At 45.2% G+C, this 22,055-nt stretch carries 20 protein-coding genes; 4 read left to right on the plus strand and 16 right to left on the minus strand.

Going from position 1 to position 22,055, the window contains the following annotated elements; translation table 11 throughout:
* Positions 1 to 74: 74 nt before the first annotated feature.
* Positions 75 to 1,727 (minus strand): glucose-6-phosphate isomerase, encoded by a 1,653-nt coding sequence (gene pgi, locus AB4585_RS19020; RefSeq protein WP_017071572.1) that lies wholly within the window; start codon positions 1,725 to 1,727, stop codon positions 75 to 77.
* Positions 1,728 to 2,053: 326 nt separating this feature from the next.
* On the opposite strand from pgi, the gene AB4585_RS19025 reads away from it, so the two are divergent.
* Positions 2,054 to 2,473 (plus strand): secondary thiamine-phosphate synthase enzyme YjbQ, encoded by a 420-nt coding sequence (locus AB4585_RS19025; RefSeq protein ID WP_372170590.1) that lies wholly within the window; start codon positions 2,054 to 2,056, stop codon positions 2,471 to 2,473.
* A 117-nt stretch (positions 2,474 to 2,590) separates the two neighbouring features.
* Here the strand turns inward: AB4585_RS19025 and AB4585_RS19030 are convergent, their stop codons facing one another.
* Genes AB4585_RS19030 through AB4585_RS19040 form a run of 3 tightly spaced genes read right to left on the minus strand, consistent with a single transcriptional unit; the run spans position 2,591 to position 6,303 of the window.
* The gene (locus AB4585_RS19030) at positions 2,591 to 3,796 is read right to left on the minus strand and encodes a BamA/TamA family outer membrane protein (protein WP_372170592.1); all 1,206 of its coding nucleotides are present in this window, start codon (positions 3,794 to 3,796) and stop codon (positions 2,591 to 2,593) included.
* Positions 3,797 to 3,819: 23 nt separating this feature from the next.
* A complete protein-coding gene (alr, locus tag AB4585_RS19035; protein ID WP_017065624.1) occupies positions 3,820 to 4,905 on the minus strand; it encodes an alanine racemase in 1,086 nt (361 codons plus the stop codon).
* 6 nt (positions 4,906 to 4,911) lie between these two features.
* Positions 4,912 to 6,303, minus strand: coding sequence for a replicative DNA helicase (locus AB4585_RS19040; protein WP_016767560.1), 1,392 nt, complete (start codon positions 6,301 to 6,303; stop codon positions 4,912 to 4,914).
* Positions 6,304 to 6,479: 176 nt separating this feature from the next.
* On the opposite strand from AB4585_RS19040, the gene AB4585_RS19045 reads away from it, so the two are divergent.
* Positions 6,480 to 7,364: a DUF481 domain-containing protein gene (locus AB4585_RS19045; RefSeq protein WP_017071573.1), complete on the plus strand. Its 885-nt coding sequence runs from the start codon at positions 6,480 to 6,482 to the stop codon at positions 7,362 to 7,364.
* A 180-nt stretch (positions 7,365 to 7,544) separates the two neighbouring features.
* Here AB4585_RS19045 and rplI read toward each other — a convergent pair whose 3' ends face one another.
* The 5 genes from rplI to rnr all read right to left on the minus strand — a co-directional run bounded on the left by rplI (position 7,545) and on the right by rnr (position 12,461).
* Entirely contained in the window at positions 7,545 to 7,997 is a 453-nt protein-coding gene (rplI, locus tag AB4585_RS19050) for a 50S ribosomal protein L9 (RefSeq protein WP_010434182.1), read from the minus strand.
* A 38-nt stretch (positions 7,998 to 8,035) separates the two neighbouring features.
* The gene (gene rpsR / locus AB4585_RS19055; protein ID WP_000090472.1) at positions 8,036 to 8,263 is read right to left on the minus strand and encodes a 30S ribosomal protein S18; all 228 of its coding nucleotides are present in this window, start codon (positions 8,261 to 8,263) and stop codon (positions 8,036 to 8,038) included.
* Positions 8,264 to 8,375: 112 nt separating this feature from the next.
* The gene (gene rpsF, locus AB4585_RS19060) at positions 8,376 to 8,765 is read right to left on the minus strand and encodes a 30S ribosomal protein S6 (protein ID WP_004741278.1); all 390 of its coding nucleotides are present in this window, start codon (positions 8,763 to 8,765) and stop codon (positions 8,376 to 8,378) included.
* 277 nt (positions 8,766 to 9,042) lie between these two features.
* On the minus strand, positions 9,043 to 9,783 hold the full coding sequence (gene rlmB, locus AB4585_RS19065; protein WP_017063180.1) for a 23S rRNA (guanosine(2251)-2'-O)-methyltransferase RlmB: 741 nt from the start codon (positions 9,781 to 9,783) through the stop codon (positions 9,043 to 9,045).
* Positions 9,784 to 9,959: 176 nt separating this feature from the next.
* A complete protein-coding gene (rnr, locus tag AB4585_RS19070) occupies positions 9,960 to 12,461 on the minus strand; it encodes a ribonuclease R (RefSeq protein WP_017063179.1) in 2,502 nt (833 codons plus the stop codon).
* Positions 12,462 to 12,708: 247 nt separating this feature from the next.
* Between rnr and AB4585_RS19075 the strand changes: the two genes are divergently transcribed.
* The gene (locus tag AB4585_RS19075) at positions 12,709 to 14,118 is read left to right on the plus strand and encodes an amidohydrolase (protein ID WP_017063178.1); all 1,410 of its coding nucleotides are present in this window, start codon (positions 12,709 to 12,711) and stop codon (positions 14,116 to 14,118) included.
* A gap of 143 nt (positions 14,119 to 14,261) precedes the next feature.
* Here AB4585_RS19075 and motX read toward each other — a convergent pair whose 3' ends face one another.
* Positions 14,262 to 14,897 carry a flagellar protein MotX gene (motX, locus tag AB4585_RS19080; protein WP_017063177.1) on the minus strand — a complete coding sequence of 212 codons (636 nt, stop codon included), beginning with the start codon at positions 14,895 to 14,897 and terminating at the stop codon, positions 14,262 to 14,264.
* Positions 14,898 to 15,195: 298 nt separating this feature from the next.
* Positions 15,196 to 16,512 carry an adenylosuccinate synthase gene (locus AB4585_RS19085; RefSeq protein WP_010434108.1) on the minus strand — a complete coding sequence of 439 codons (1,317 nt, stop codon included), beginning with the start codon at positions 16,510 to 16,512 and terminating at the stop codon, positions 15,196 to 15,198.
* A gap of 172 nt (positions 16,513 to 16,684) precedes the next feature.
* Between AB4585_RS19085 and AB4585_RS19090 the strand changes: the two genes are divergently transcribed.
* Positions 16,685 to 16,873 carry a DUF2065 domain-containing protein gene (locus AB4585_RS19090; RefSeq protein ID WP_010434105.1) on the plus strand — a complete coding sequence of 63 codons (189 nt, stop codon included), beginning with the start codon at positions 16,685 to 16,687 and terminating at the stop codon, positions 16,871 to 16,873.
* A gap of 172 nt (positions 16,874 to 17,045) precedes the next feature.
* Here AB4585_RS19090 and hflC read toward each other — a convergent pair whose 3' ends face one another.
* From hflC to miaA, 5 genes are all read right to left on the minus strand, one after another.
* The gene (hflC, locus tag AB4585_RS19095; RefSeq protein WP_017059930.1) at positions 17,046 to 18,023 is read right to left on the minus strand and encodes a protease modulator HflC; all 978 of its coding nucleotides are present in this window, start codon (positions 18,021 to 18,023) and stop codon (positions 17,046 to 17,048) included.
* 2 nt (positions 18,024 to 18,025) lie between these two features.
* A complete protein-coding gene (gene hflK / locus AB4585_RS19100; protein ID WP_017067930.1) occupies positions 18,026 to 19,228 on the minus strand; it encodes an FtsH protease activity modulator HflK in 1,203 nt (400 codons plus the stop codon).
* Between the two features lie 27 nt (positions 19,229 to 19,255).
* Positions 19,256 to 20,563, minus strand: a complete 1,308-nt coding sequence (gene hflX / locus AB4585_RS19105) for a ribosome rescue GTPase HflX (protein WP_017059928.1) — start codon at positions 20,561 to 20,563, stop codon at positions 19,256 to 19,258.
* Positions 20,564 to 20,607: 44 nt separating this feature from the next.
* Positions 20,608 to 20,871, minus strand: a complete 264-nt coding sequence (hfq, locus tag AB4585_RS19110; protein WP_017059927.1) for an RNA chaperone Hfq — start codon at positions 20,869 to 20,871, stop codon at positions 20,608 to 20,610.
* 192 nt (positions 20,872 to 21,063) lie between these two features.
* On the minus strand, positions 21,064 to 21,996 hold the full coding sequence (gene miaA / locus AB4585_RS19115) for a tRNA (adenosine(37)-N6)-dimethylallyltransferase MiaA (protein WP_017059926.1): 933 nt from the start codon (positions 21,994 to 21,996) through the stop codon (positions 21,064 to 21,066).
* Positions 21,997 to 22,055: the final 59 nt, after the last annotated feature.

Raw genomic sequence — 22,055 nt, forward strand, 5'->3', positions numbered from 1 at the left:
GCTCGGCGCACCATAAAAAACGCCAACCGAAAGGTTGGCGTTTACAGTTATTACTTGGTGTTACTTAAACAGTCTTAAGCTTTAAGCGCTTTAAATGCATTGATTAGACCGTTTGTTGAGCTGTCGTGAGAGGTTACTTGAGCATCGTCAGCAAGCTCTGGAAGAATTTGGTTTGCTAGTTGCTTACCAAGTTCTACACCCCATTGGTCGAAGCTGAAGATGTTCCAGATAACGCCTTGAACGAAGATCTTGTGCTCGTACATCGCGATTAGGTTACCTAAAGAGCGAGGGTTGATTTGCTTAACAAGAATAGAGTTCGTTGGACGGTTACCTTCAAATACTTTGAAAGGTACAAGCTCAGCCACTTCTTCAGCTGTTTTGCCAGCCGCTAGGAATTCAGCTTCCACTGTCTCTTTTGTCTTACCGAATGCTAGTGCTTCAGTTTGAGCAAAGAAATTAGACATCAACTTCTGGTGGTGATCAGATGCTGGGTTGTGGCTGATAGCAGGAGCAATAAAGTCTGATGGGATCAGCTTAGTGCCTTGGTGAATCAGTTGGTAGAAAGCGTGCTGACCGTTTGTACCTGGTTCACCCCAGATGATAGGACCAGTTTGGTATTCTACTGGATTGCCGTCACGGTCAACAAATTTACCATTCGATTCCATGTTGCCTTGTTGGAAGTAAGCCGCAAAACGGTGCATATATTGATCGTAAGGTAGAATTGCTTCTGACTCAGCGCCGTGGAAGTTGTTATACCAAATACCGATAAGCGCAAGGATTACTGGAATGTTGCTTTCAAACTCAGTTGAAGCAAAGTGGTTATCCATCTCGTGAGCACCTTCTAGTAGCTCAACGAAGTTATCGAAGCCAACAGATAGTGAGATAGAAAGACCGATTGCAGACCATAGTGAGTAACGACCACCAACCCAGTCCCAGAATTCGAACATGTTGTCAGTATCAATACCAAACTCAGCGACCGCAGTTGCGTTAGTTGATAGTGCTGCGAAGTGTTTAGCTACGTGTGCGTTGTCACCCGCTTCAGCCAAGAACCAATCACGTGCAGAGTGCGCGTTAGTCATTGTTTCTTGAGTCGTGAATGTTTTAGATGCCACTAAGAATAGCGTTGTTTCTGGGTTAAGAGGCTTAAGTGTCTCAACGATGTGAGTGCCATCTACGTTAGAAACGAAGTGCATGTTTAGGCGAGTTTTGTATGGCGTTAGTGCTTCAGTCACCATGTATGGACCAAGATCCGAACCGCCGATACCGATGTTTACAACATCAGTGATCTCTTTACCTGTGTAACCTTTCCACTCACCAGAAACGATGCGGTGTGTGAACAGTTCCATTTTTGCTAGTACAGCGTTAACTGCTGGCATTACGTCTTTGCCGTCAACCATTACTGGCTTGTCGCTACGGTTACGTAGAGCAGTGTGAAGTACTGAACGACCTTCAGTCTTGTTGATTGCATCACCGCCGAACATTGCTTCGATTGCAGACTTAACTTCAGTCTCGTTCGCAAGAGCAAATAGGTGCTGCATTGTTTCAGCGTCGATAAGGTTCTTAGAGTAATCCACTAAGATGTCTGAACCGAAACGAGTAGAAAAGCTCTCGAAACGCTTTGCATCTTGAGCAAATAGCTCTTTCATATCCATATCTTGAGCAGACTCAAAATGTGCAGTTAGAGCTTTCCACGCTTGTGTTTGCGTTGGGTTGATATTTTTCAACATGGTATCTATCCCGATGTTACTGTAGGTTTTATTCTAGACGTCACCAAAGTGATGAATAGAACCCCCGATTAGGCGAAAGTTTATATTTTTCTATGATGACCAAATCGCATCACCACTGAAAGATTCTTTGTAATTTTTTTTCACGACGTATTATGCCGCATATGAAGAGCGGTACCTTGAGATAAATCAGAATTAGATTTCCTGATAGCAGAATCGGTACTGACTCTAGCGTTCACATCATTAAATGTGAGCGAAACCTGATAAATTCAAGTTCAAAAGATAGCGTTAAACCACTTTTTTTCCAAATACATTATAGAGGATGGCGTATGTGGATTCAGAAGACGATACACCTACACGCACAAAAACGTGGATTTCATCTCATCACTGATGAAATTGAACAACAGATATCCGATATCCATTCACTGTCTGTTGGTTTATTACATCTTTTTATCCAACATACCTCTGCCAGCCTCACGCTAAACGAGAACGCTGATCCTACCGTCCGTACCGATATGGAATCACACTTTAATAAGTTTGTACCTGAGCGAGCGCCCTACTACAGACACACCTATGAAGGCGATGATGACATGCCTGCCCACATTAAAGCATCGACACTTGGCACCAGTGTGACAATACCAATTAGCAATGGTCGTTTAGCTTTAGGAACATGGCAGGGTATTTACTTAGGAGAGCACCGAGATTGTGGTGGAAGCCGAACTGTGATTGCTACGATGCAAGGTGAGTAGACTGCTTGAAAACAAGATATCCTTAATAAAAACAATATCTTGTTAATAAAAAAGAGTGGTGTGTTTCCACGACCACTCTTATAAAAATAGTATTTGGCCTACTGTAGGCCGAAAGGTTTAGAAGGGCTGGTTTATCATAACCCTAAAGGTTCCTTCATCACCGCCTCGCGCTAATTCTGCACGAACAACAATGCCTTCCACTTGAAAACGAACCGCGCCGCCTAAGCTCCATTTCATATCGGTGTGCAATTCTTTGATATCGTACTCATCAGCCACACGCCCTACTTCGGCGAATGCGACCCATTGCCACCAAGGCAGGTCGTAGTAGTTGATCAGCGGAATATCACCGAGTGGCTGCCAATCTGGGAGCACTCGATACTCTGCAGAATAGTGAACAGCAGATCGCCCATGATATCGACCTCCGGTATAGCCACGTAAACGATACAAACCACCAAGTCGAGCTTGTTCTGTTTCCGGTGGACGAGCACAATCCTGCCCAGAACAGTTATCCCAGGTTGGTGTATCAGCAGTATAGAAATCGAGTGCCACAACTTGTTGATCGAATAAGTCCCCTAAAGGACCTAAAGCAAAGTACTGGCTATTTTGGAAGGTCCACTTAAGCCACAAGTCATCGTTAGACCAACTCTCTGCGCCAGTGGTGAACTCAAGGTTAGTGTGAGAACCTCTGGTCGGGTTGCGTGTGCTATCACGGTTATCCCAATCAAACGCCAAACTAAAGCCTGTTGCCTCCTCGGTATTATTTAAACCTTCCAACTCACGAGCAGTATAAAAAGGCGTAAATAGAATCGAACTGACACCCGATTCGATTGGCGAAGCAAAGCTCACATCTTTGATTGGCTGAAAAGCACCGAGTAAACCGTGTTCTGCAACGTTGCCCCAAGGTAGCAAATACTTAAACTCAAACTGATAGTTTTGCTCTAAGCCATCAGCAATGGTTTTGTCATCGATAGATGAATCATTATCGCCTTGAGAACCAATGTAATACGGGTTGTCGTTGAAGCGCGCTTGATACATCTGAGTGCTAAACAATACGTTCTCAGACAAGGCATAGTTAAAAGCCGATAGAAAACCGACGTAACTGTCTTTGTCTGAATAGAGTGCCATACCAAACAGAGCGGCTTGAGGTTGCCAAACACCCTTTGCGACACCCGCAACCCCAAAGGTGTTACCCATGGTTTCGGTGCTGAAGTAGAAAGGAACAAAGGCTGAATCTTTTTCTTCACTCGCAGCGGAAGAAGAAAAGCTGACACCGAGTAATGTCATTGCAGACATTAGCCAGCTTCGAGTCGTTCGCTTGAACATAATTTACTTATCAAGATCCATGATTACTTCACATATTCCATCGCAACACGCGAAGTCAGCTTAGTGACTAACTCGTAAGCGATAGTGCCGATATGTTCAGCCACTTCTTCTGAAGGTAAATCTTTACCCCACAGAGTCGCTTCATCACCCACTTTATCTGCCGCATCAGGGCCTAGATCAACCGTTAGCATGTCCATTGATACACGTCCTGCGATCGGTACTTTTCGACCGTTAACGAACACTGGAGTACCGTTAGGTGCAGTACGAGGATAACCATCACCGTAACCAATCGCGATAACACCAACCTTGGTATCACGTTCACTGGTCCAGTTTCCGCCATAACCCACACTTTCACCGGCTTTCACATCGCGAACGGCAATTAGGTGTGAGGTCAGGGTCATCACAGGCAAAAATCCAAGCTCTTGCGCTGATTTATCAACAAACGGAGAGACACCGTAAGATATGATTCCCGGACGAACCCAATCAAGGTGGCTGTCTGGCCAAGCGAGTAAACCCGCAGAGGCAGCAAGTGAACGCTCCCCTTCACAACCTTCAGTAAGCGACAAGAAAAGCTCTGTCTGTTCAACGGTGGTTGCTCTATCCAGTTCATCAGCACAACCGAAGTGGCTCATGTAACGTAGAGGTTTGGCAACATTCGCACATTGATGCAAACGCTCAACAAAGTTTTGGTATTGCTCAGGGCGAACACCTAATCGGTGCATACCACTGTCGACTTTTAGCCATACCACAACGGGTGTTTCCAAATCCGCATTCTCTAGCGCGCTTAATTGCTCTTCACAATGCACCACCGTTTGAATGTTATTGGTCACCAAGATTGGCAAATCGCCCGAAGAGTAAAATCCTTCCAGCAACAAAATAGGTTTAACAATGCCACCAGCACGAAGTTGTAACGCTTCTTCAATACGCGCCACACCAAAAGCATCAGAGCTTTTTGAATGCTTGGCTATATGCAGTAAGCCGTGTCCGTAGCCATTGGCTTTCACAACAGACATGACCTTGCACTGAGGAGCCTTCGACTTTATCTGGTTCAGGTTATGTTCGAGCGCGTTTAAGTCAATGCTCGCCGTCGCCGCTTTCATGTAAGTCATTAGCGATTACTCATCATCAAATGCAGGGCCTGCATAGTTATCAAATCGGGAGTGTTGGCCTTGGAACGTAAGACGAACCGAACCGATCGGACCGTTACGTTGCTTACCAAGGATGATCTCAGCAATGCCTTTCAAGGAACTATCTGGGTTATAAACCTCATCACGATAGATGAACATGATCAAATCGGCATCTTGCTCAATCGAACCTGATTCACGCAAATCCGAGTTTACTGGGCGCTTATCAGCACGTTGCTCTAGGGAACGGTTAAGCTGAGAAAGTGCCACAACCGGAACGTTGAGCTCTTTTGCTAACGCTTTCAATGAGCGAGAAATCTCGGCGATTTCAAGAGTACGGTTATCAGATAACGAAGGTACACGCATTAATTGAAGGTAATCTATCATGATCATAGAGATACCATCGTGTTCACGAGCGATACGTCGAGCACGAGAACGCACTTCTGTTGGCGTTAGACCCGAGCTGTCATCGATATACATATTCTTCTTATCCATCAGAATACCCATACTCGACGAGATACGAGCCCAATCTTCATCATCTAGCTGACCAGTACGAATCTTGGTTTGGTCTACGCGAGAAAGTGACGCAAGCATACGCATCATCAGCTGTTCGGCTGGCATCTCTAGCGAGAAGATTAAAACCGGTTTGTCTTGCTTCATCGCCGCGTTTTCACACAAGTTCATCGCAAATGTGGTTTTACCCATCGATGGACGAGCAGCAACAATAATTAAGTCAGAGCCTTGTAGACCTGCTGTTTTCTTGTTGAGGTCGTTGAAGCCAGTATCGACACCTGTCACACCATCTTGCGGCGTTTTGTATAGGATCTCGATACGTTCTAGCGTCTTCTCTAGAATGCTATCAACGTTTTGTGGACCTTCGTTTTCACTTGCACGGCCTTCGGCAATCGCGAAGACTTTACTTTCAGCAAGATCAACCAGCTCTTCCGAAGTACGACCTTGAGGGTCATAACCAGAATCAGCAATCTCATTCGCGACACCAATCAGGCTACGAACAAGTGCACGTTGCGCTACGATATCCGCATACGCATTGATGTTTGCGGCACTTGGTGTGTTTTTCGCTAAGTCAGCAAGGTAAGCAAAGCCACCCACTTCTTCAAGTTGCTCACGCAGCTCTAAATGTTCAGAGAGTGTAATAAGATCCAGAGGAGAACTTTCTTCAAGGATATCCTTTACCGCTTCAAAGATCAGACGGTGAGGACGGCTATAAAAGTCTTTGGCCACAACCTTTTCGGCAACTGTATCCCAGCGTTCGTTATCTAATAACAAACCGCCAATAACAGATTGCTCAGCTTCTAATGAATGTGGCGGGACCTTGATGGCGTCCACCTGATCGTTGGCTGATTTCTGACTTTTGGTATCCACTATGACTACACTCAATAACTAATAATGATCGTTCATTATACCCAAGAACATCCGTTTGTAATCCGATCCTATGAGTTTGTTTTATTCTTCAGGAAGAATTTACCTATTGCTGACGGAATTAACCAAGGGTAGCATTACGATCCTGCCATTCACTCACTGTATAACTAGAGGTATGCGTGTCCAAATTATTGGCTCTGAGCACTGGTCTTCTAAGCACTGGTCTCCTGAGCGCTCCGATGGCCTTAGCTGATGATGCTAAAGACTCTGTTGATGCAATCCTCGACTCTATAGTAGTTTCAGAACCTACTTCTGAGCCGATCGTCGTTGCACCGACACCTGAAGAAAAAGATATGGATATCGCACCGAGTGATACAAGTGATACAGAACTACCGAGCCCGCTAAAAACGGAAGTCGAATTTGGATATCAGTCGCATACTGGTAACTCTGATTCACGAGCGCTTAACGCACGCCTTAACGGTGAGTACACGGCTGGCCGTCATAGAACCAGTGGTGAATGGAAATACTACAACCTCTACAAAGATGGCGAAGAAGATAAAAGGCAATCGACTTACTCAGCTCAGAGTGACTACAAGTTAAGCCCTAAAACCTACCTTTACGGCAGTTTCAAAGGAGTCGACTCGAGATACAGTGCTTACTTTAAGGACTACACAATTTCGAGTGGTCTGGGTTACCAGTTTTCGAATACCGAAGAGTTTGTGTTGGAAGTCGAAGTGGGACCAGGTTTTCGTTACCAAGAACCGAACCTTGATGAGATTGATGATGATGACATCATCTTCCCAGAGATTGTTGAAGAGGCAATTTTCCGTGGCAACGTGAATACGTCATGGCAGGTGTTGAAGAATTTGCAGCTCAAGGCAGACGTGACGCTTGTCTCTGGTCACAGTAACCTAAAGTTTGATACTGAGTTAGAAGCCATCAACGATATTACTGACAATATCGCGCTGAAGATCGCTCACTCTCGCCAGTACCACGATAAAGTGCCTGAAGGCTTAAGCAAACAAGACTCTGTTCTATCGATCAACTTGCTCTTCCAGTTCTAATCTTAGGCCACCTCTAACCTTGAGAACAACTTGTTCAGCAATAACAGCTTATGGATCACCGTAAGCTTTTTACCTACTGTAGCCCTTCCTTGTACTTTCCTATATTCCAGACATAAAAAAACACCAGCCGAAGCTGGTGTTTAAAACTTTCAAAAGAAAGAATTCGTCTTGGTACTGAAATTACTCAGCTGCAACGATAGCGATTTTCGCAGTAGCAAAAACTTCAGAGTGAAGTTGGATGCTTACTTCGAATTCGCCGATGTTACGTAGAGCGCCTTCAGGTAGGCGTACTTCGCTCTTAGCTACTGCAACACCTGCCGCTGTAATAGCGTCAGCGATGTCACGAGTACCGATAGAACCGAATAGTTTACCTTCGTCACCAGCTTTAGAAGCGATTGTAACGCCTTCTAGAGTGTTAACGCTCTCTGCACGAGCTTCAGCAGCAGCTAGTTGCTCAGCAACTTTAGCTTCTAGTTCAGCACGACGAGTTTCGAACATAGCAACGTTGTCTTTAGTTGCCATAACTGCTTTACCCTGTGGGATAAGGAAGTTACGAGCGTAACCAGATTTAACGTTTACTTGGTCGCCAAGGCCACCTAGGTTACCGATCTTATCAAGTAGAATAACTTGCATTATCTTAGTCCTCTTAAACTATTATTAACTATTACCGATTACTGATGCTTGTCAGTGTACGGTAGTAGAGCTAGGTAACGAGAACGCTTGATAGCGCGAGCTAGTTGACGCTGGTACTTAGCGCTTGTACCAGTGATACGGCTAGGTACGATTTTACCAGCTTCAGTGATGTAGTTTTTAAGAGTTGCTACGTCTTTGTAGTCAATCTCTTGTACGCCTTCTGCAGTGAAACGGCAGAATTTACGACGACGGAAGAAACGAGCCATGGGCTATCTCCTGATCTTAAATTTAGTAAAGCGGTCTTTCACAATTATCGAAATAACTATCAATGACCTAAAACAAGTTGAGAATTTTTTAAGGCGTTAAGCCAAAAAAGAATTACTCAGCAGCTGCTTCTGGTTTAGCTTCTGTACGCTCTTCGCGACGAGGAGCACGCTCTGCACGCTCTTCTTTTTGCTTAAGCATAATAGATTGCTCAGTCACAGCGCCTTTAGTGCGCATGATCATGTTACGTAGAACTGCATCGTTGAAACGGAAAGCAGTTTCTAGCTCGTCAATCACTTCTTGACCAGCTTCAACGTTCATAAGAACGTAGTGAGCTTTGTGAAGCTTGTTGATTGGGTAAGCCATTTGACGACGACCCCAGTCTTCTAGACGGTGGATAGTACCGCCAGCTTCAGTGATAGAACCAGTGTAACGCTCGATCATGCCAGCAACTTGCTCGCTTTGATCAGGGTGAACCATGAATACGATTTCGTAATGACGCATTTGGTTGCTCCTTACGGATTATTAGCTTCCACGAGTGGCCCGGTCGTCCAGAGGAAGCAAGGAACTAAAGATAAATGACCGAGTTTTAAGGACGGCAAATGTTATAGAAAGAACCCGGTATTGGCAAGCGCTATTTGGTGAATAATGAAACAGTTTTTCTGTCGCCATCTAGCCATCCGACAAACCGATGGATTTTGCTATAACAGCCTAAAAAGAAACGCCCACCAGCAAGTGGTGAGCGCTAATAAATTCATAGACTTAAAGCAGCGTTAACGCATTACTGAGCTAAACGCTGTCTTACCGCTTCGAACAGGCAAATACCCGACGCCACAGAAACATTTAAGCTCGATACGCTACCTGCCATTGGAATCTTAATCAGATCATCGCAAGTTTCACGAGTTAAACGACGCATACCGTCACCTTCTGCACCCATAACTACCGCAAGAGGACCCGTTAGCTTCGCTTGATAGATATCATGCGTTGCTTCACCTGCCGTACCCACAAACCATACGCCCTGCTCTTGCAGTGCACGCATTGTGCGAGCTAGGTTGGTTACGCGCACGAGAGGAACCGTTTCAGCTGCGCCACATGCAACCTTGCTTACCGTTGCTGTTAACGGCGAAGAGCGATCTTTAGGTACGATAACAGCAGCGACACCTGCGGCATCCGCGTTACGTAGACAAGCGCCTAGGTTATGAGGGTCTGTTACGCCGTCTAGAACTAACAGCAAAGGCTGTTCGTGCTGCGCTAGGATATCGTCTAGGTGAGTTTCATTAAGCTGCTTAGCAGGCTTCACCTTAGCAATAAGACCTTGGTGATTCGCACCTTGTGCTTTTTCATCCAACGGCTTACGACCCATCTGTTGAATCGACACACCAAACTGTTGCAGTTGGTTCAGTAATGGAAGAAGACGCTCGTCTTGGCGACCTTTCAATACATACGCTTCGATAAAACGTGCAGGATCTTTTTCTAGTACGGCTTTCACCGCGTGAATACCGTAAATAAATTCGTTACTCATTGTCTCAAGTTACTCTTATTGCTCAGAGAAGAATGACATCAATGCCGATGCATCCCTCTCTGTGTTGTTCATTTCGAGAGTAGCGTCTTGTGCCTGATACTCTCGCATTAAATTAAATCAGTTAGGCGCTAAACCTGATTAGCAGAGCGCCTTATTAGCCTTAAGATTTATCAGTCTTAAGAGTTATCAGCCTTTGGCTTACGGCTTGCTGCACGCTTTTTCTTAGCGCGAGCTTTAGCAGCACCGGTTTTATTCGCTGGCTTTTTCTTCTTAGCAGGGCCTTCGCTGCTTCCGTCAGGTCGCTTAGTTGGCTCAACCATAGGCTTCGCTGATACACCTGGCTTATTACTCTTCACTGCTGAGCGCTTCTTGCTTTTCGCCTTTTTCATCGCTTCTGCTGCACGCTTCTTGGCTGTTTTGCCTTTGCCACGCGGCTGACGATCAGTGTCTTCTAAGTCAAAGTCGATTTGGCGAGTTTCTAAATTAACCGCAGAAACCTTCACTTTAACCGAATCACCCAAGCGGTAGATATTACCTGAGCTTTCACCCACTAGACGCTGACCAACAGCATCAAATTGGTAGTAATCATTCGCTAGCGCTGAGATGTGTACCAAGCCATCAATGTGCAGTTCAGTTAGACGAACAAAGAAGCCAAAACCAGTCACGTTGGCAATCACACCATCCATCACCTCACCGACATGGTCTTGCATGTATTCACACTTCAACCAGTCGTTTACTTCACGCGTTGCGTCATCAGCACGACGTTCAGTCATTGAACACTGCTCGCCGTAGAAGTCCATATCATCGAAAGTGTAGTGGTAACCACCAGTTGGCGTCCAACGTTCGCTGTTACGACCTTCTTCTTTCGCAATAAGGTACTTAATCGCACGGTGCAATAGCAAATCTGGGTAACGACGAATTGGCGAGGTAAAGTGAGCATAGCGTTTAAGAGCTAAACCAAAGTGACCCGCGTTATCCGCGTTGTATACCGCTTGCTTCATTGAGCGTAGCAGCATGGTTTGGATTAATTCACGATCTTCACGTTCATTAATCTGTTGCATCAGTTGTGCATAGTCTACTGGTGATGGCGACAGACCACCTTCCAGTGTTAAACCTAATTCACTTAAAAAGCTCTTGAAGCCCATTAAGCGCTCTTCGCCCGGAGTTTCGTGAACACGGTACAGCGCAGGCTCTTTCGCTTTTTCTACGTAAGATGCCGATGCGATATTCGCAAGAATCATACATTCTTCGATGATCTTGTGTGCATCGTTACGAATTACTGGCTCAATACGGTCAATCTTACGATCCGCATTGAAGATAAACTTAGTTTCTACCGTTTCAAATTCAATCGCACCACGTTCGTCACGCGTTTTCTTAAGCACCTTATACATCTTATGAAGCTCTTCAAGATGTGGTACTTCAGGTTCGTAACGCTCACGTAATTCTTCATTGCCATCTAAGATCGCGCCTACTTTGTTATAAGTAAGACGAGCATGAGAATTCATTACCGCTTCGTAGTGCTTGTAGCCTGACAGTTTACCTTTGTCTGAGATAGTCATCTCACACACCATACATAAACGGTCTACCTGAGGGTTCAATGAACACAAACCATTTGAAAGCACTTCTGGCAGCATTGGCACGACTTGTGACGGGAAGTATACCGAGTTACCACGGTTAATCGCTTCTTTGTCTAGCGCTGTATCTGGGCGAACGTAGTAACTTACGTCAGCAATCGCTACCCATAGACGCCAGCCGCCGCCTTTCTTCGCTTCACAGTAAACCGCATCATCGAAGTCACGCGCATCTTCACCATCAATGGTAACCAATGGCAGTTTACGCAGGTCTACACGTCCTTCTTTTGCTTCTTCAGGAACATGCTCACCTAGGTTTTCGATTTGCTTATCTACCGCTTCAGGCCACTCTTGTGGGATCTGGTGAGTACGGATCGCAATCTGCGTTTCCATACCCGGCGCCATGTTTTCACCAAGAACTTCGGTTACTTTCCCCATCATGTTACGAGAACGACCACCGCGATCCGTAATTTCAATCACAACCACATTACCCATTCGAGCACCGCCTTTATGCTCAGTAGGGATCTGGATGTCGTGACTAATACGCGAATCATCAGCAACAACGTAAGAATGGCCGTACTCTAGGAAGAAGCGACCAACAAGTGGCGTTTTACGCTCTTCAAGCACACGAACCAAGCGACCTTCACGACGGCCACGCTTACTGTTGTCAGTAGGCTGAACCAATACGTAATCACCGTGCATGATGGTTTTCATCTGATGATGCGGCAGCACGATATCATTGTCTTTACCCACACTGCCGTCTGGGCGAACCCAACCATGACCGTCTTTATGACCAATCACATAGCCTTTGATCAGTTCCATCTTCTCAGGCAATGCGTAGCACTGACGACGAGTAAAGATAAGCTGTCCATCACGCTCCATTGCACGTAAACGACGACGCAGCCCTTCATATTGTTCCTCTCCAGCAAGACCCAAAGCTTCGAATAGATCGTTGCGGTTCATCGGAATATTCGCGTCTGTTAAAAACGAAATAATGAACTCTCGGCTTGGTACTGGGTTATCGTAATTTTTCGACTCTCGGTCGGCAAAAGGATCAACAGTGGTTGTCGCTGTCGTATTTTCTGACGTTGGTGTGTTTTTTGACATAGGCGGGCCTGCTTAAGCAAGGAAGGTATATACCCCTAGTATATCTGATGCTAGGGGTAAGCTACAGATATGCTTTAGAAAACACTCAAATAACCTCAGATTGATACATATCTTCACTTTGTGAAACATCGCTTCATAGACGTGGATTATCATCAAAATTTCAAGCAAACGATAAAACAAACGTTTGCGCCATGAATGAAATACACTATTATCCACGCACTTTACCAACTCCTGTTCTGGGTATGATATGAAACTAAAACGCACTTTATTGGCTTCAGCTATGGCGAGCCTAGCGCTGTTCCCATTCGCAAGTTCGGCAATGGAAAAGGCTGACCTGATGATTACCGATGCGATGGTTCTAACCATGAACCAAGACAAAACGGTTTATGAAAGCGGTACTGTTGTCGTCAAAGACAACAAAATCATTGCGGTTGGTGATGCTTCACTAGAGAAGCAGTACCAAGCTAAGCAAGTGTTAGACGTTGATGGCGATATCGTTATGCCAGGTCTCATCAATACCCATACTCATGTATCAATGACAGTTTTCCGTTCGTTAGCCGATGATGTGCCAGATCGCCTGCACCGTTACATCTTTCCGCTAGAGAAGAAGCTAGTATCGCGAGACATGGTACGCATTGGTGCCAACCTAGGTAACGTTGAAATGGTGAAAGGCGGTGTGACCACTTACGCCGACATGTACTACTTCGAAGATGAAGTCGCAAAAACCGTCGATAAGATCGGTATGCGTGCCATCCTAGGTGAAACGGTGATTAAGTTCCCAGTCGCCGACGCTGCCAACGCAGAAGAAGGCATTAAGTACGCGTTGAACTTCATTGAAGAATACAAAGATCACCCGCGAATCACACCAGCGTTTGCACCGCATGCGCCTTACACCAACACCACAGAGATCCTGCAGAAAATATCTAAGCTCTCCCTAGAGTTAGATGTTCCAGTAATGATTCACCTTGCAGAATCACACCGTGAAGAAGAGAAAATCGCAGAGCGTTCTGATGGATTGTCCCCGGTTCAATACATGGACAGCATTGGCGCACTCAACAAGAACTTGGTGGGTGCACACATGATCCTTGTTGACGATCATGATATCGAACTGGTGAAGAAATCGGATATGGGCGTGGCTCATAACATGAGTGCTAACATCAAGTCAGCAAAAGGCGTATCACCTGCGCTTAAGATGTATGACGAAAACGTGCGTATCGGTTTAGGTACTGATGGCCCAATGTCTGGTAACACACTGAGCACCATTGATGAATTCAACCAAGTCGCTAAGGTTCACAAGTTAGTTAACAAAGATCGTGCTGCGATGCCGCCGATCAAAGTGATCGACATGGCGACAATGGGTGCAGCAAAAGCGCTGCACATGGAAGATAAGATCGGCTCTCTTGAAGCAGGCAAACTGGCTGACATCATAGTGATCGATACTAAGGCGCCAAATATGGTTCCAGTCTACAACCCATACTCAGCACTGGTGTACTCAGCTAACTCAGGCAATGTTCGTCACTCCATCGTTGATGGCAAGATCATCATGCAAGATCGCGACATGCTAACGGTAGACGAAGATAAGATTCGTCAAGAAGCACTCGATTTCACCAAGGTTGTTCGTGAAACGGTGATTGAGTCTGGTGAGGTGGTTCAATAACGCTACCGAATTAGATAAACGGTTTTCCGTTCAGATCAAAAAAGGCCTCGCTGATGAATCTCAGCGAGGCCTTTTTAATACGAGTTTTTTAGATGATTAACGAGTGCAGTCATTAATCATCATTGCTCATTCAATAATCTGTCTTACCAGAACACGTCTCGACGCTTTGCTCGAGCAATAATATTGTCTGGCATTCTCTGTTCCAGACCGCTACGAAGCACAGTGATACGTCTGTGTTGTCTTTGATCTGCGGTTACCGAGTTATACAACCAACGGTAAGCATCTTCATAATCCAATGGGCTACCGTAGTCACGTAACAAGAGTTCCGCTAAGTGAATGCTCGCACTTAAGTTGCCCATAGAGGCCGCTTCACGTAGATACGGAATCGCACGCTCTTGATCTTGTTGTACCAAAGTACCACGAGAGTAATAACGACCTAACTGCTCTAATGCAGCGGGTAAACCTTGATGTGCCGCGTTTTCCATATAGTAAAGGCCAAGCTCTACATCTTGTGGAACACACACACCCCAAGCCAACATATCACCGTATAAAAACTCATAAGAAGGCAAGCTAATACGCGTTGCACGAGCAACGATATCTTCAACTAACTGGCACTTATCAGCTTTCACTCGCTCTAGATGTTGATTATTTTCGATTAAATTAATCAGTTCAGCTTCTGTATATATTGGAACGGGCTCTCCCACATCAGCCAAATTTGCATGACTCAAGGGTGAGCTCAGTGCCATTATCAATGAAGCTGCCACAATTCGTAGCTTCATACCTGCACTCTATTATCTGTCGCTAAAGTTATCTATTGAGGGGTGCAGAGGATTTCTACACGCACAAAACAGTGTGAACTTCACTTTCCATGATATCTGTATCGGCAATAACCCCGACGGCTTTAGACAAAACTTGCCGCTAATGGGCAATATTTTGCCTGATGACGCTTAAAAGATCACCATCAAAGAGTGAACGGCTAAATTGCAGGTATTAAAAAGCCGACTTAATAAAGTCGGCTTTTAGAAAACTATTTTATTATCAAAGCACTGTTCGTGCCTGGTAATCACTCAGCAGGCATTATGCGCCGTATGGGTGAACCTTGATGATAGTTTCGTTACGATCTGGGCCAGTTGATACGATATCAATTGGAACGCCAGTTAGGTCTTCGATACGCTTGATGTAATCTAGAGCAGCTTGTGGAAGCGCGTCGATAGATTTAGCACCAAATGTGTTTTCAGACCAACCAGGCATTGTTTCGTAGATTGGCGTCGCTTCTTCGAATGACTCAGCAGCCATTGGAGAAACTTCTAGGATAGAACCATCTTTCATCTTGTAACCAGTACAGATTTTTAGTTCTTCTAGGCCATCTAGAACGTCTAGTTTAGTTAGACACATACCAGATAGAGAGTTGATTTGGATTGCACGACGCATAGCAACAGCATCGAACCAACCAGTACGACGTAGACGACCAGTTGTTGCGCCAAACTCGTGACCAACATCGCCTAGGTGTTTACCAACTGGGTCTTGCTTCTCAAGGCCATCGTATAGCTCAGTAGGGAATGGACCTGAACCAACACGAGTACAGTAAGCCTTAGTAATACCAAGGATGTAACCGATGTGACGAGGACCGAAACCAGAACCTGCAGCAACACCACCAGCAGTCGTGTTAGAAGACGTTACGTATGGGTAAGTACCGTGGTCGATATCTAGTAGCGTACCTTGAGCACCTTCGAACATGATCTTGTCGCCGCGCTTACGTGCTGCGTCTAGTTCGTCAGTTACGTCGATAACCATCGCAGTTAACATATCTGCGTAGCTCATCGCTTGCTCAAGAACTTCTTCGTAGCTTACTGTTTCAGCTTTGTAGAAGTGCTCTAGTTGGAAGTTGTGGAATTCCATCACTTCTTTTAGCTTCTCAGCAAATGCTTCTTTATCGAAAAGGTCACCAACGCGTAGACCGCGACGAGCAACTTTATCTTCATAAGCAGGACCGATACCACGACCCGTTGTACCGATAGCTTTAGCGCCACGAGCGATTTCACGCGCGTTGTCGATTGCAATGTGGTACGGAAGAATTAGAGGACAAGCTTCAGAGATGAAAAGACGTTCACGTACTGGAATACCGCGATCTTCAAGAGGCTTCATTTCTTTAAGAAGTGCGTCAGGCGATAATACTACACCGTTACCAATAACACATTTAACGTTATTACGTAGGATGCCTGATGGAATTAAGTGAAGAACGGTTTTTTCACCGTCAATTACAAGTGTGTGACCTGCATTGTGACCGCCTTGGTAGCGAACCACGTATTTTGCATCTTCAGTTAAAAGGTCAACGATTTTACCTTTACCTTCATCACCCCATTGGGTGCCTAGAACGACTACGTTATTTCCCATCTTTCCAATTTCTGTTGCTAATTAAAAATGGATTCTAGCACTGAATCACACTTCTTGCAGTCACTTTTTGTTCATAAACGTTAACGCTGTACAAAAATAAACCAGCCATAACTGGGGGCAGATGTGTAAAGATACTGATATCATTGCTTTTTTACAGACAAAAGGCAGAACCATGTCTCAATCAATTTGGCTCGCTATTGGGCTCGTACTTATTGTGGAAGGGCTCGGCCCCTTGATTGCACCCAATGGCTGGAGAAACATGGTCGCGCAACTGAGCGAGCAACCAGACACGCAACTGCGCCGCATTGGAGGCTGTCTTGTGGTGGCTGGAGCGGTTATCGCTTTCATGACCTACCGCTAGGTTTCTATAAGTAGAACGCTGTTAAGCGCCTTCCCTCGCGCCCCAATAGTGAATCCACAAACATGTCTCCTCCTGAAAGAAGTCATAGAAAACAAAAAGGCTCCCACAATGGGAGCCTTTTAAGTTTTAACGTATTTTGCTTATTAAGCTAAGCATTCGCTAACGCATCAGCTTATTTTGCTGGAGCGCCGCTTGCTTGATTCATGTATTGGAAGAAGTCAGTCTTCGGATCCAGTACTAGAATGTCGCTCTTATCGCTAAATGATGTCTCATAAGCTTGCAATGAACGCATGAAGCCGTAGAACTCAGGATCTTTGCTGAACGCATCAGAGTAGATCTTCGCTGCTTCTGCATCCGCATCACCACGAGTGATTCGAGCTGTACGGTCAGCTTCAGCAAGAACTGTTGCCACTTCTAGCTCAGCTTGAGCACGGATAACTTCCGCTTTCTCACGACCTTGAGAACGGTGTCTACGAGCAACCGATTCACGTTCTGCACGCATACGGCGGTAGATAGATTCACTGATTTCGTCAGGAAGGTTAATCTTCTTCATACGAAAATCAACAACTTCAACACCTAAATCAGCCATCGCACTTTCTGCCGTTCCAGACAAAACGTTTTCCATGATCTTATCGCGTTCGCCATCAACTTCTAGTGCTTCTGCAGCCGCTACCGTTGTGACGACTTCGCTATCAGCAGAGTCTGGCAGGATGTCCTTGTTACGAGGGCCTGACACGATCTGCTTAATTTCACGAGAACCAATTTCAGAACGAAGAACATCTGTCACTTTACGCTCAAGAAGTGCTTCTGCCGTCATGATATTACCGCCACCGGTACTCAGATAGAAACGTCCAAAATCAGCAATACGCCATTTTGCGTAAGTATCAATTAGAACGTCTTTTTTCTCTGATGTTACGAAACGGTCAGAACGGCCATCCATCGTTTGAATACGAGCATCAAGTACTTTTACGCGATCAAACATCGGTAGTTTAAAGTGCAGACCTGGTTCATAGATTCGTGATACGCCGTTGTCATCGAGAACTCGACCAAAACGAATTACCATGCCACGCTCACCTTCTTGAATCACAAACACTGACATCAATAGAAGGGCAATCGTCACAACTAATACAGGGATCATTAATTTACGCATTATTAGTATCTCCCTTGGCGTGAACTGTCTGAACGAGTTTGAGTGCTAGGCTTTGGATCCGCTTGAGTTTCTAACTCAATTTGATCGTAAGTTGATGATGCTTTTGCAGGGCGAGAGCCCGACTGAGAACCACCTTGTGCGCCTAGCTTATCAATTGGTAGGTATAGCAAGTTACCGCTTGATTCAGAATCAATCAGGACTTTCGATGTGCTTGAGTACACTTTTTCCATTGTATCTAGGTACATACGGTTACGTGTTACTTCAGGAGCAGCTTGGTATTCAGGTAGCAGTTTCTCGAATTGAGCAACTTGACCTAGAGCACCATTAACTGTGCGCTCTGAGTAACCCACCGCTTCTTTCTTCAAACGCTCAGCACGACCTGTTGCTTTTGGAAGAATGTCATTTCGGTAAGCTTCAGCTTCACGCTCAAAACGCTCTTCATCCTCACGAGCCGCGATAGCATCATCAAATGCATCTTTCACTTGCTCAGGTGGACGTGCTGACTGGAAGTTCACGTCAACAATCAGAATACCCATGTCGTAGCTATCAATAATACGGTTCAACGTTTCTTGAGTGCTTTGACGAATCTGCTGACGACCACTTGTCAGGATACTATCCATTAGTGAGTCACCAATTACCGCACGAAGCGCAGAATCGGTTGCTTGACGTAAACTGTCGTCTGCATTCGTTACACGATACAAGTACTTGTATGGGTCAGAAACACGGTATTGAACACCCATTTCAACGGTCACAACGTTTTCATCTTTCGTTAGCATCGTGCCAGCAGCACGTAGAGAACGAATCGCTTGAACGTTTACTAGTTGCTCATCACTGATTTCATCGATGAAGCGTGGGTGCCAGTTAAGACCAGGTTCTTCGATACGGTCGAACTGACCCAGTCGAAGTACTACTGCTCTTTCTGCTTCGCCAACAGTGTAGAAACCAGCGAAGAACCAGATAGCAATAGCAATAACAGCAATGACACCAAAGCCAATTGCACCGCCACCACCAATAGATGGTCCGTTGCCGTTGCCACCTTTTTTACCAAACTTGCCACCTAACTTTTGACTTAGTTTACTAAACACTTCGTCTAGATCTGGCGGTCCTTGATCTCGGCCGCCGCGATTATTTTTATTACCCCAAGGGTCATTATCGCGGCCGTTATTATCGCCGTTGTTGTTATTTCCAGGCTCATTCCACGCCATTAGAAAGCTCCATCATTTGATATGACGTTATACTGTAGCAGTCTCTTTGGTAACGATAAAGTCACCTAAGAGCGCCCCTTCTCTTTTTTCAAGTTTAGACCAATCTATTTGTTGCATTCGGATATCTATCAACAAGTTACCATTTTCATCATACTCTTCCTGTTGAATACATTTCATCTCGAAGAATAAGCTGCGAATACGACCCTGATGTTGATGTGGAATACACAACCGGAATTGAACCATCTGGCTAGCTAAACGCTCAGTTAAAGCTTCAAACAGTAGCTCAATACCTTCTCCTTCCATTGCAGAAACCCAAACAGCGCGAGGTGCGCCCTCTTCGTCTCTTTCAATTCGAGGTTTTTGGTCTTCCATGCAGTCAATTTTGTTCATGACTACAAGGGTTGGCACTTCATGAGCATCGATTTCTTCTAATACTTCATGAACAGCCTGAATGTTCTCACGAAAACGGTCATCACTGGCATCAACAACATGTAACAAAATGTCAGCTTCCTGCGTCTCTTGTAATGTTGCCTTGAACGCAGCGACCAAGTCGTGTGGTAGATGACGGATAAAACCTACGGTATCTGCGAGAATTGCAGGCCCGACATCTGCCAAATCAATCTTACGTAGTGTTGGGTCTAGGGTTGCAAACAGTTGGTCTGCCGCATAAACACCAGCACTTGTGATGCGATTGAAAAGTGTTGATTTCCCTGCGTTGGTATAACCAACCAAAGAAATTGTTGGGATTTCAGCTCGATTACGAGCACGTCGTCCTTGTTCACGCTGTTTAGCAACTTTCGCTAAACGACGTAGTATTGCCTTTATACGGTCACGCAACAAACGTCGATCGGTTTCCAGTTGAGTTTCACCTGGACCACGAAGACCAATACCACCTTTCTGCCTTTCAAGGTGAGTCCAACCACGAATCAGTCGAGTAGAGATATGACGAAGCTGAGCGAGCTCAACTTGTAGCTTACCTTCATGAGTTCGCGCACGTTGTGCAAAGATATCTAAGATCAAACCCGTGCGATCAATCACACGACATTTACACAATTGCTCGAGGTTGCGCTCTTGGGCAGGAGAGAGGGAGTGGTTAAAAATCACAATTTCAGCACCGGTTAGCTGAACAGCTTGTGCGATTTCTAGGGCTTTACCTTCTCCAACGTAGTATTTAGGGAGTGGGGATTGTCGGCTACCAGTAATCACTTGTAGCGTTTCTACCCCCGCTGAGGAGACCAGCATTTCACATTCGCTTAGATCTTCCCATTCTCCCTCTTGCGTGAAGTTGATATGAACAAGTACGGCTCGCTCGCCGGATTCATAACGGTCAAACAAGCAACCAACTCCTTATTACAGCGCAAGCTGTACAAATTGAACGATTAATCTTCAGTCTTCTCTGGACGATCAGATGGCGTGCGTTGCTCGCCGCTGTGGTGACTAACTGCGCGAGCAGGTACCACAGTAGAAATCGCATGCTTGTAAACCATTTGGTTTACTGTGTTCTTCAATAAGATCACGAATTGATCGAAAGACTCGATCTGACCTTGCAGCTTAATGCCGTTAACAAGATAGATAGAGACTGGAATGCGCTCACGACGGAGTGCATTTAGGAATGGGTCTTGTAGCGATTGCCCCTTAGCCATTTTATTTTCCTTATTTGTATTTTGTTGTAATTATTTAGCTAGTGGTGCACAAAAAGGTGCGGCCTTTGCATCTGAGCTAAATGAATAAAAAAACTCCGTTGTTATTGAAAGGCTGTGATTTTTAAAAGCCTCAATAACGGATCCTTTCCAGAGTATATTCACGCAAAAGCGATCACATTATACACAGCAATACTAATCAGATGCTATTGCATCTGAAAGAGTTTCTAACGCTTGATCAATGTTTTCGCTATCTAACCAAGTTAAATCATCCCAACTGCGCAACCAGGTGATTTGTCGCTTGGCCAACTGACGGGTTGCACAGACACCACGGAAAACCGCTTCGTCTAAATCACAATTACCGTCTAAATAATCCCACATCTGCCTATAACCAACGCATCGGATCGATGGCAGTTCAGGGTGAAGATCTTCTCTGGCGTACAACGCCTTCATTTCATCTTCAAACCCAGCTTCTATCATCTTCTCGAAACGCAGCTCAATGCGGCGATGGAGTTCAGTCCTTTCCTTGGGAGCTATTGCAAATTGTTTTACACGAAATGGCAGGCTATCGCCTTTCGTTTGAGTTAGCTCTGTTAATGTTTTACCCGAAATTCGGTAAACTTCCAATGCCCTTGAAAGCCTTTGTGGATCATTTGGGTGTATTCTTTCAGCGGATACGGGATCTATCTCTCTTAATTGATCGTGCAATGCCTGCCAACCTTGTTCGATAGATTCCGCTTCAATCTGCTTACGAATCTCTTGATCCGCGGCTGGTAATGGCGATAAACCTTCCAACAATGCTTTGTAGTACAGCATTGTGCCACCAACAAGTAACGGGATTTTGCCTTCCGCTACAATCTTATTCATTTCATTGATCGCATCACGACGAAAATCTGCCGCAGAATACGCTTCGCTTGGATCCAAAATATCAATCAAGCGATGAGGCGCGAGCTCAAGCTCTTCCGCATCCGGTTTAGCGGTACCAATATCCATGTCTTTGTAGATCAATGCCGAATCGACGCTGATGATCTCAACAGGGTATTTCTGACGTAAGCGGATAGCTAAATCTGTTTTTCCTGACGCCGTTGGGCCCATTAAAAACAACGCTAAAGGTAATTTTTCAGTCATGATATTTTGTATTTGCTTCTCTGTTTTAGCGCTTTTTAGCAAAGGGCTTTGTGTCGCGA

Source organism: Vibrio sp. 10N.222.49.C9, assembly GCF_041474985.1.
Classification (GTDB): Bacteria; Pseudomonadota; Gammaproteobacteria; order Enterobacterales; family Vibrionaceae; genus Vibrio; species Vibrio crassostreae_C.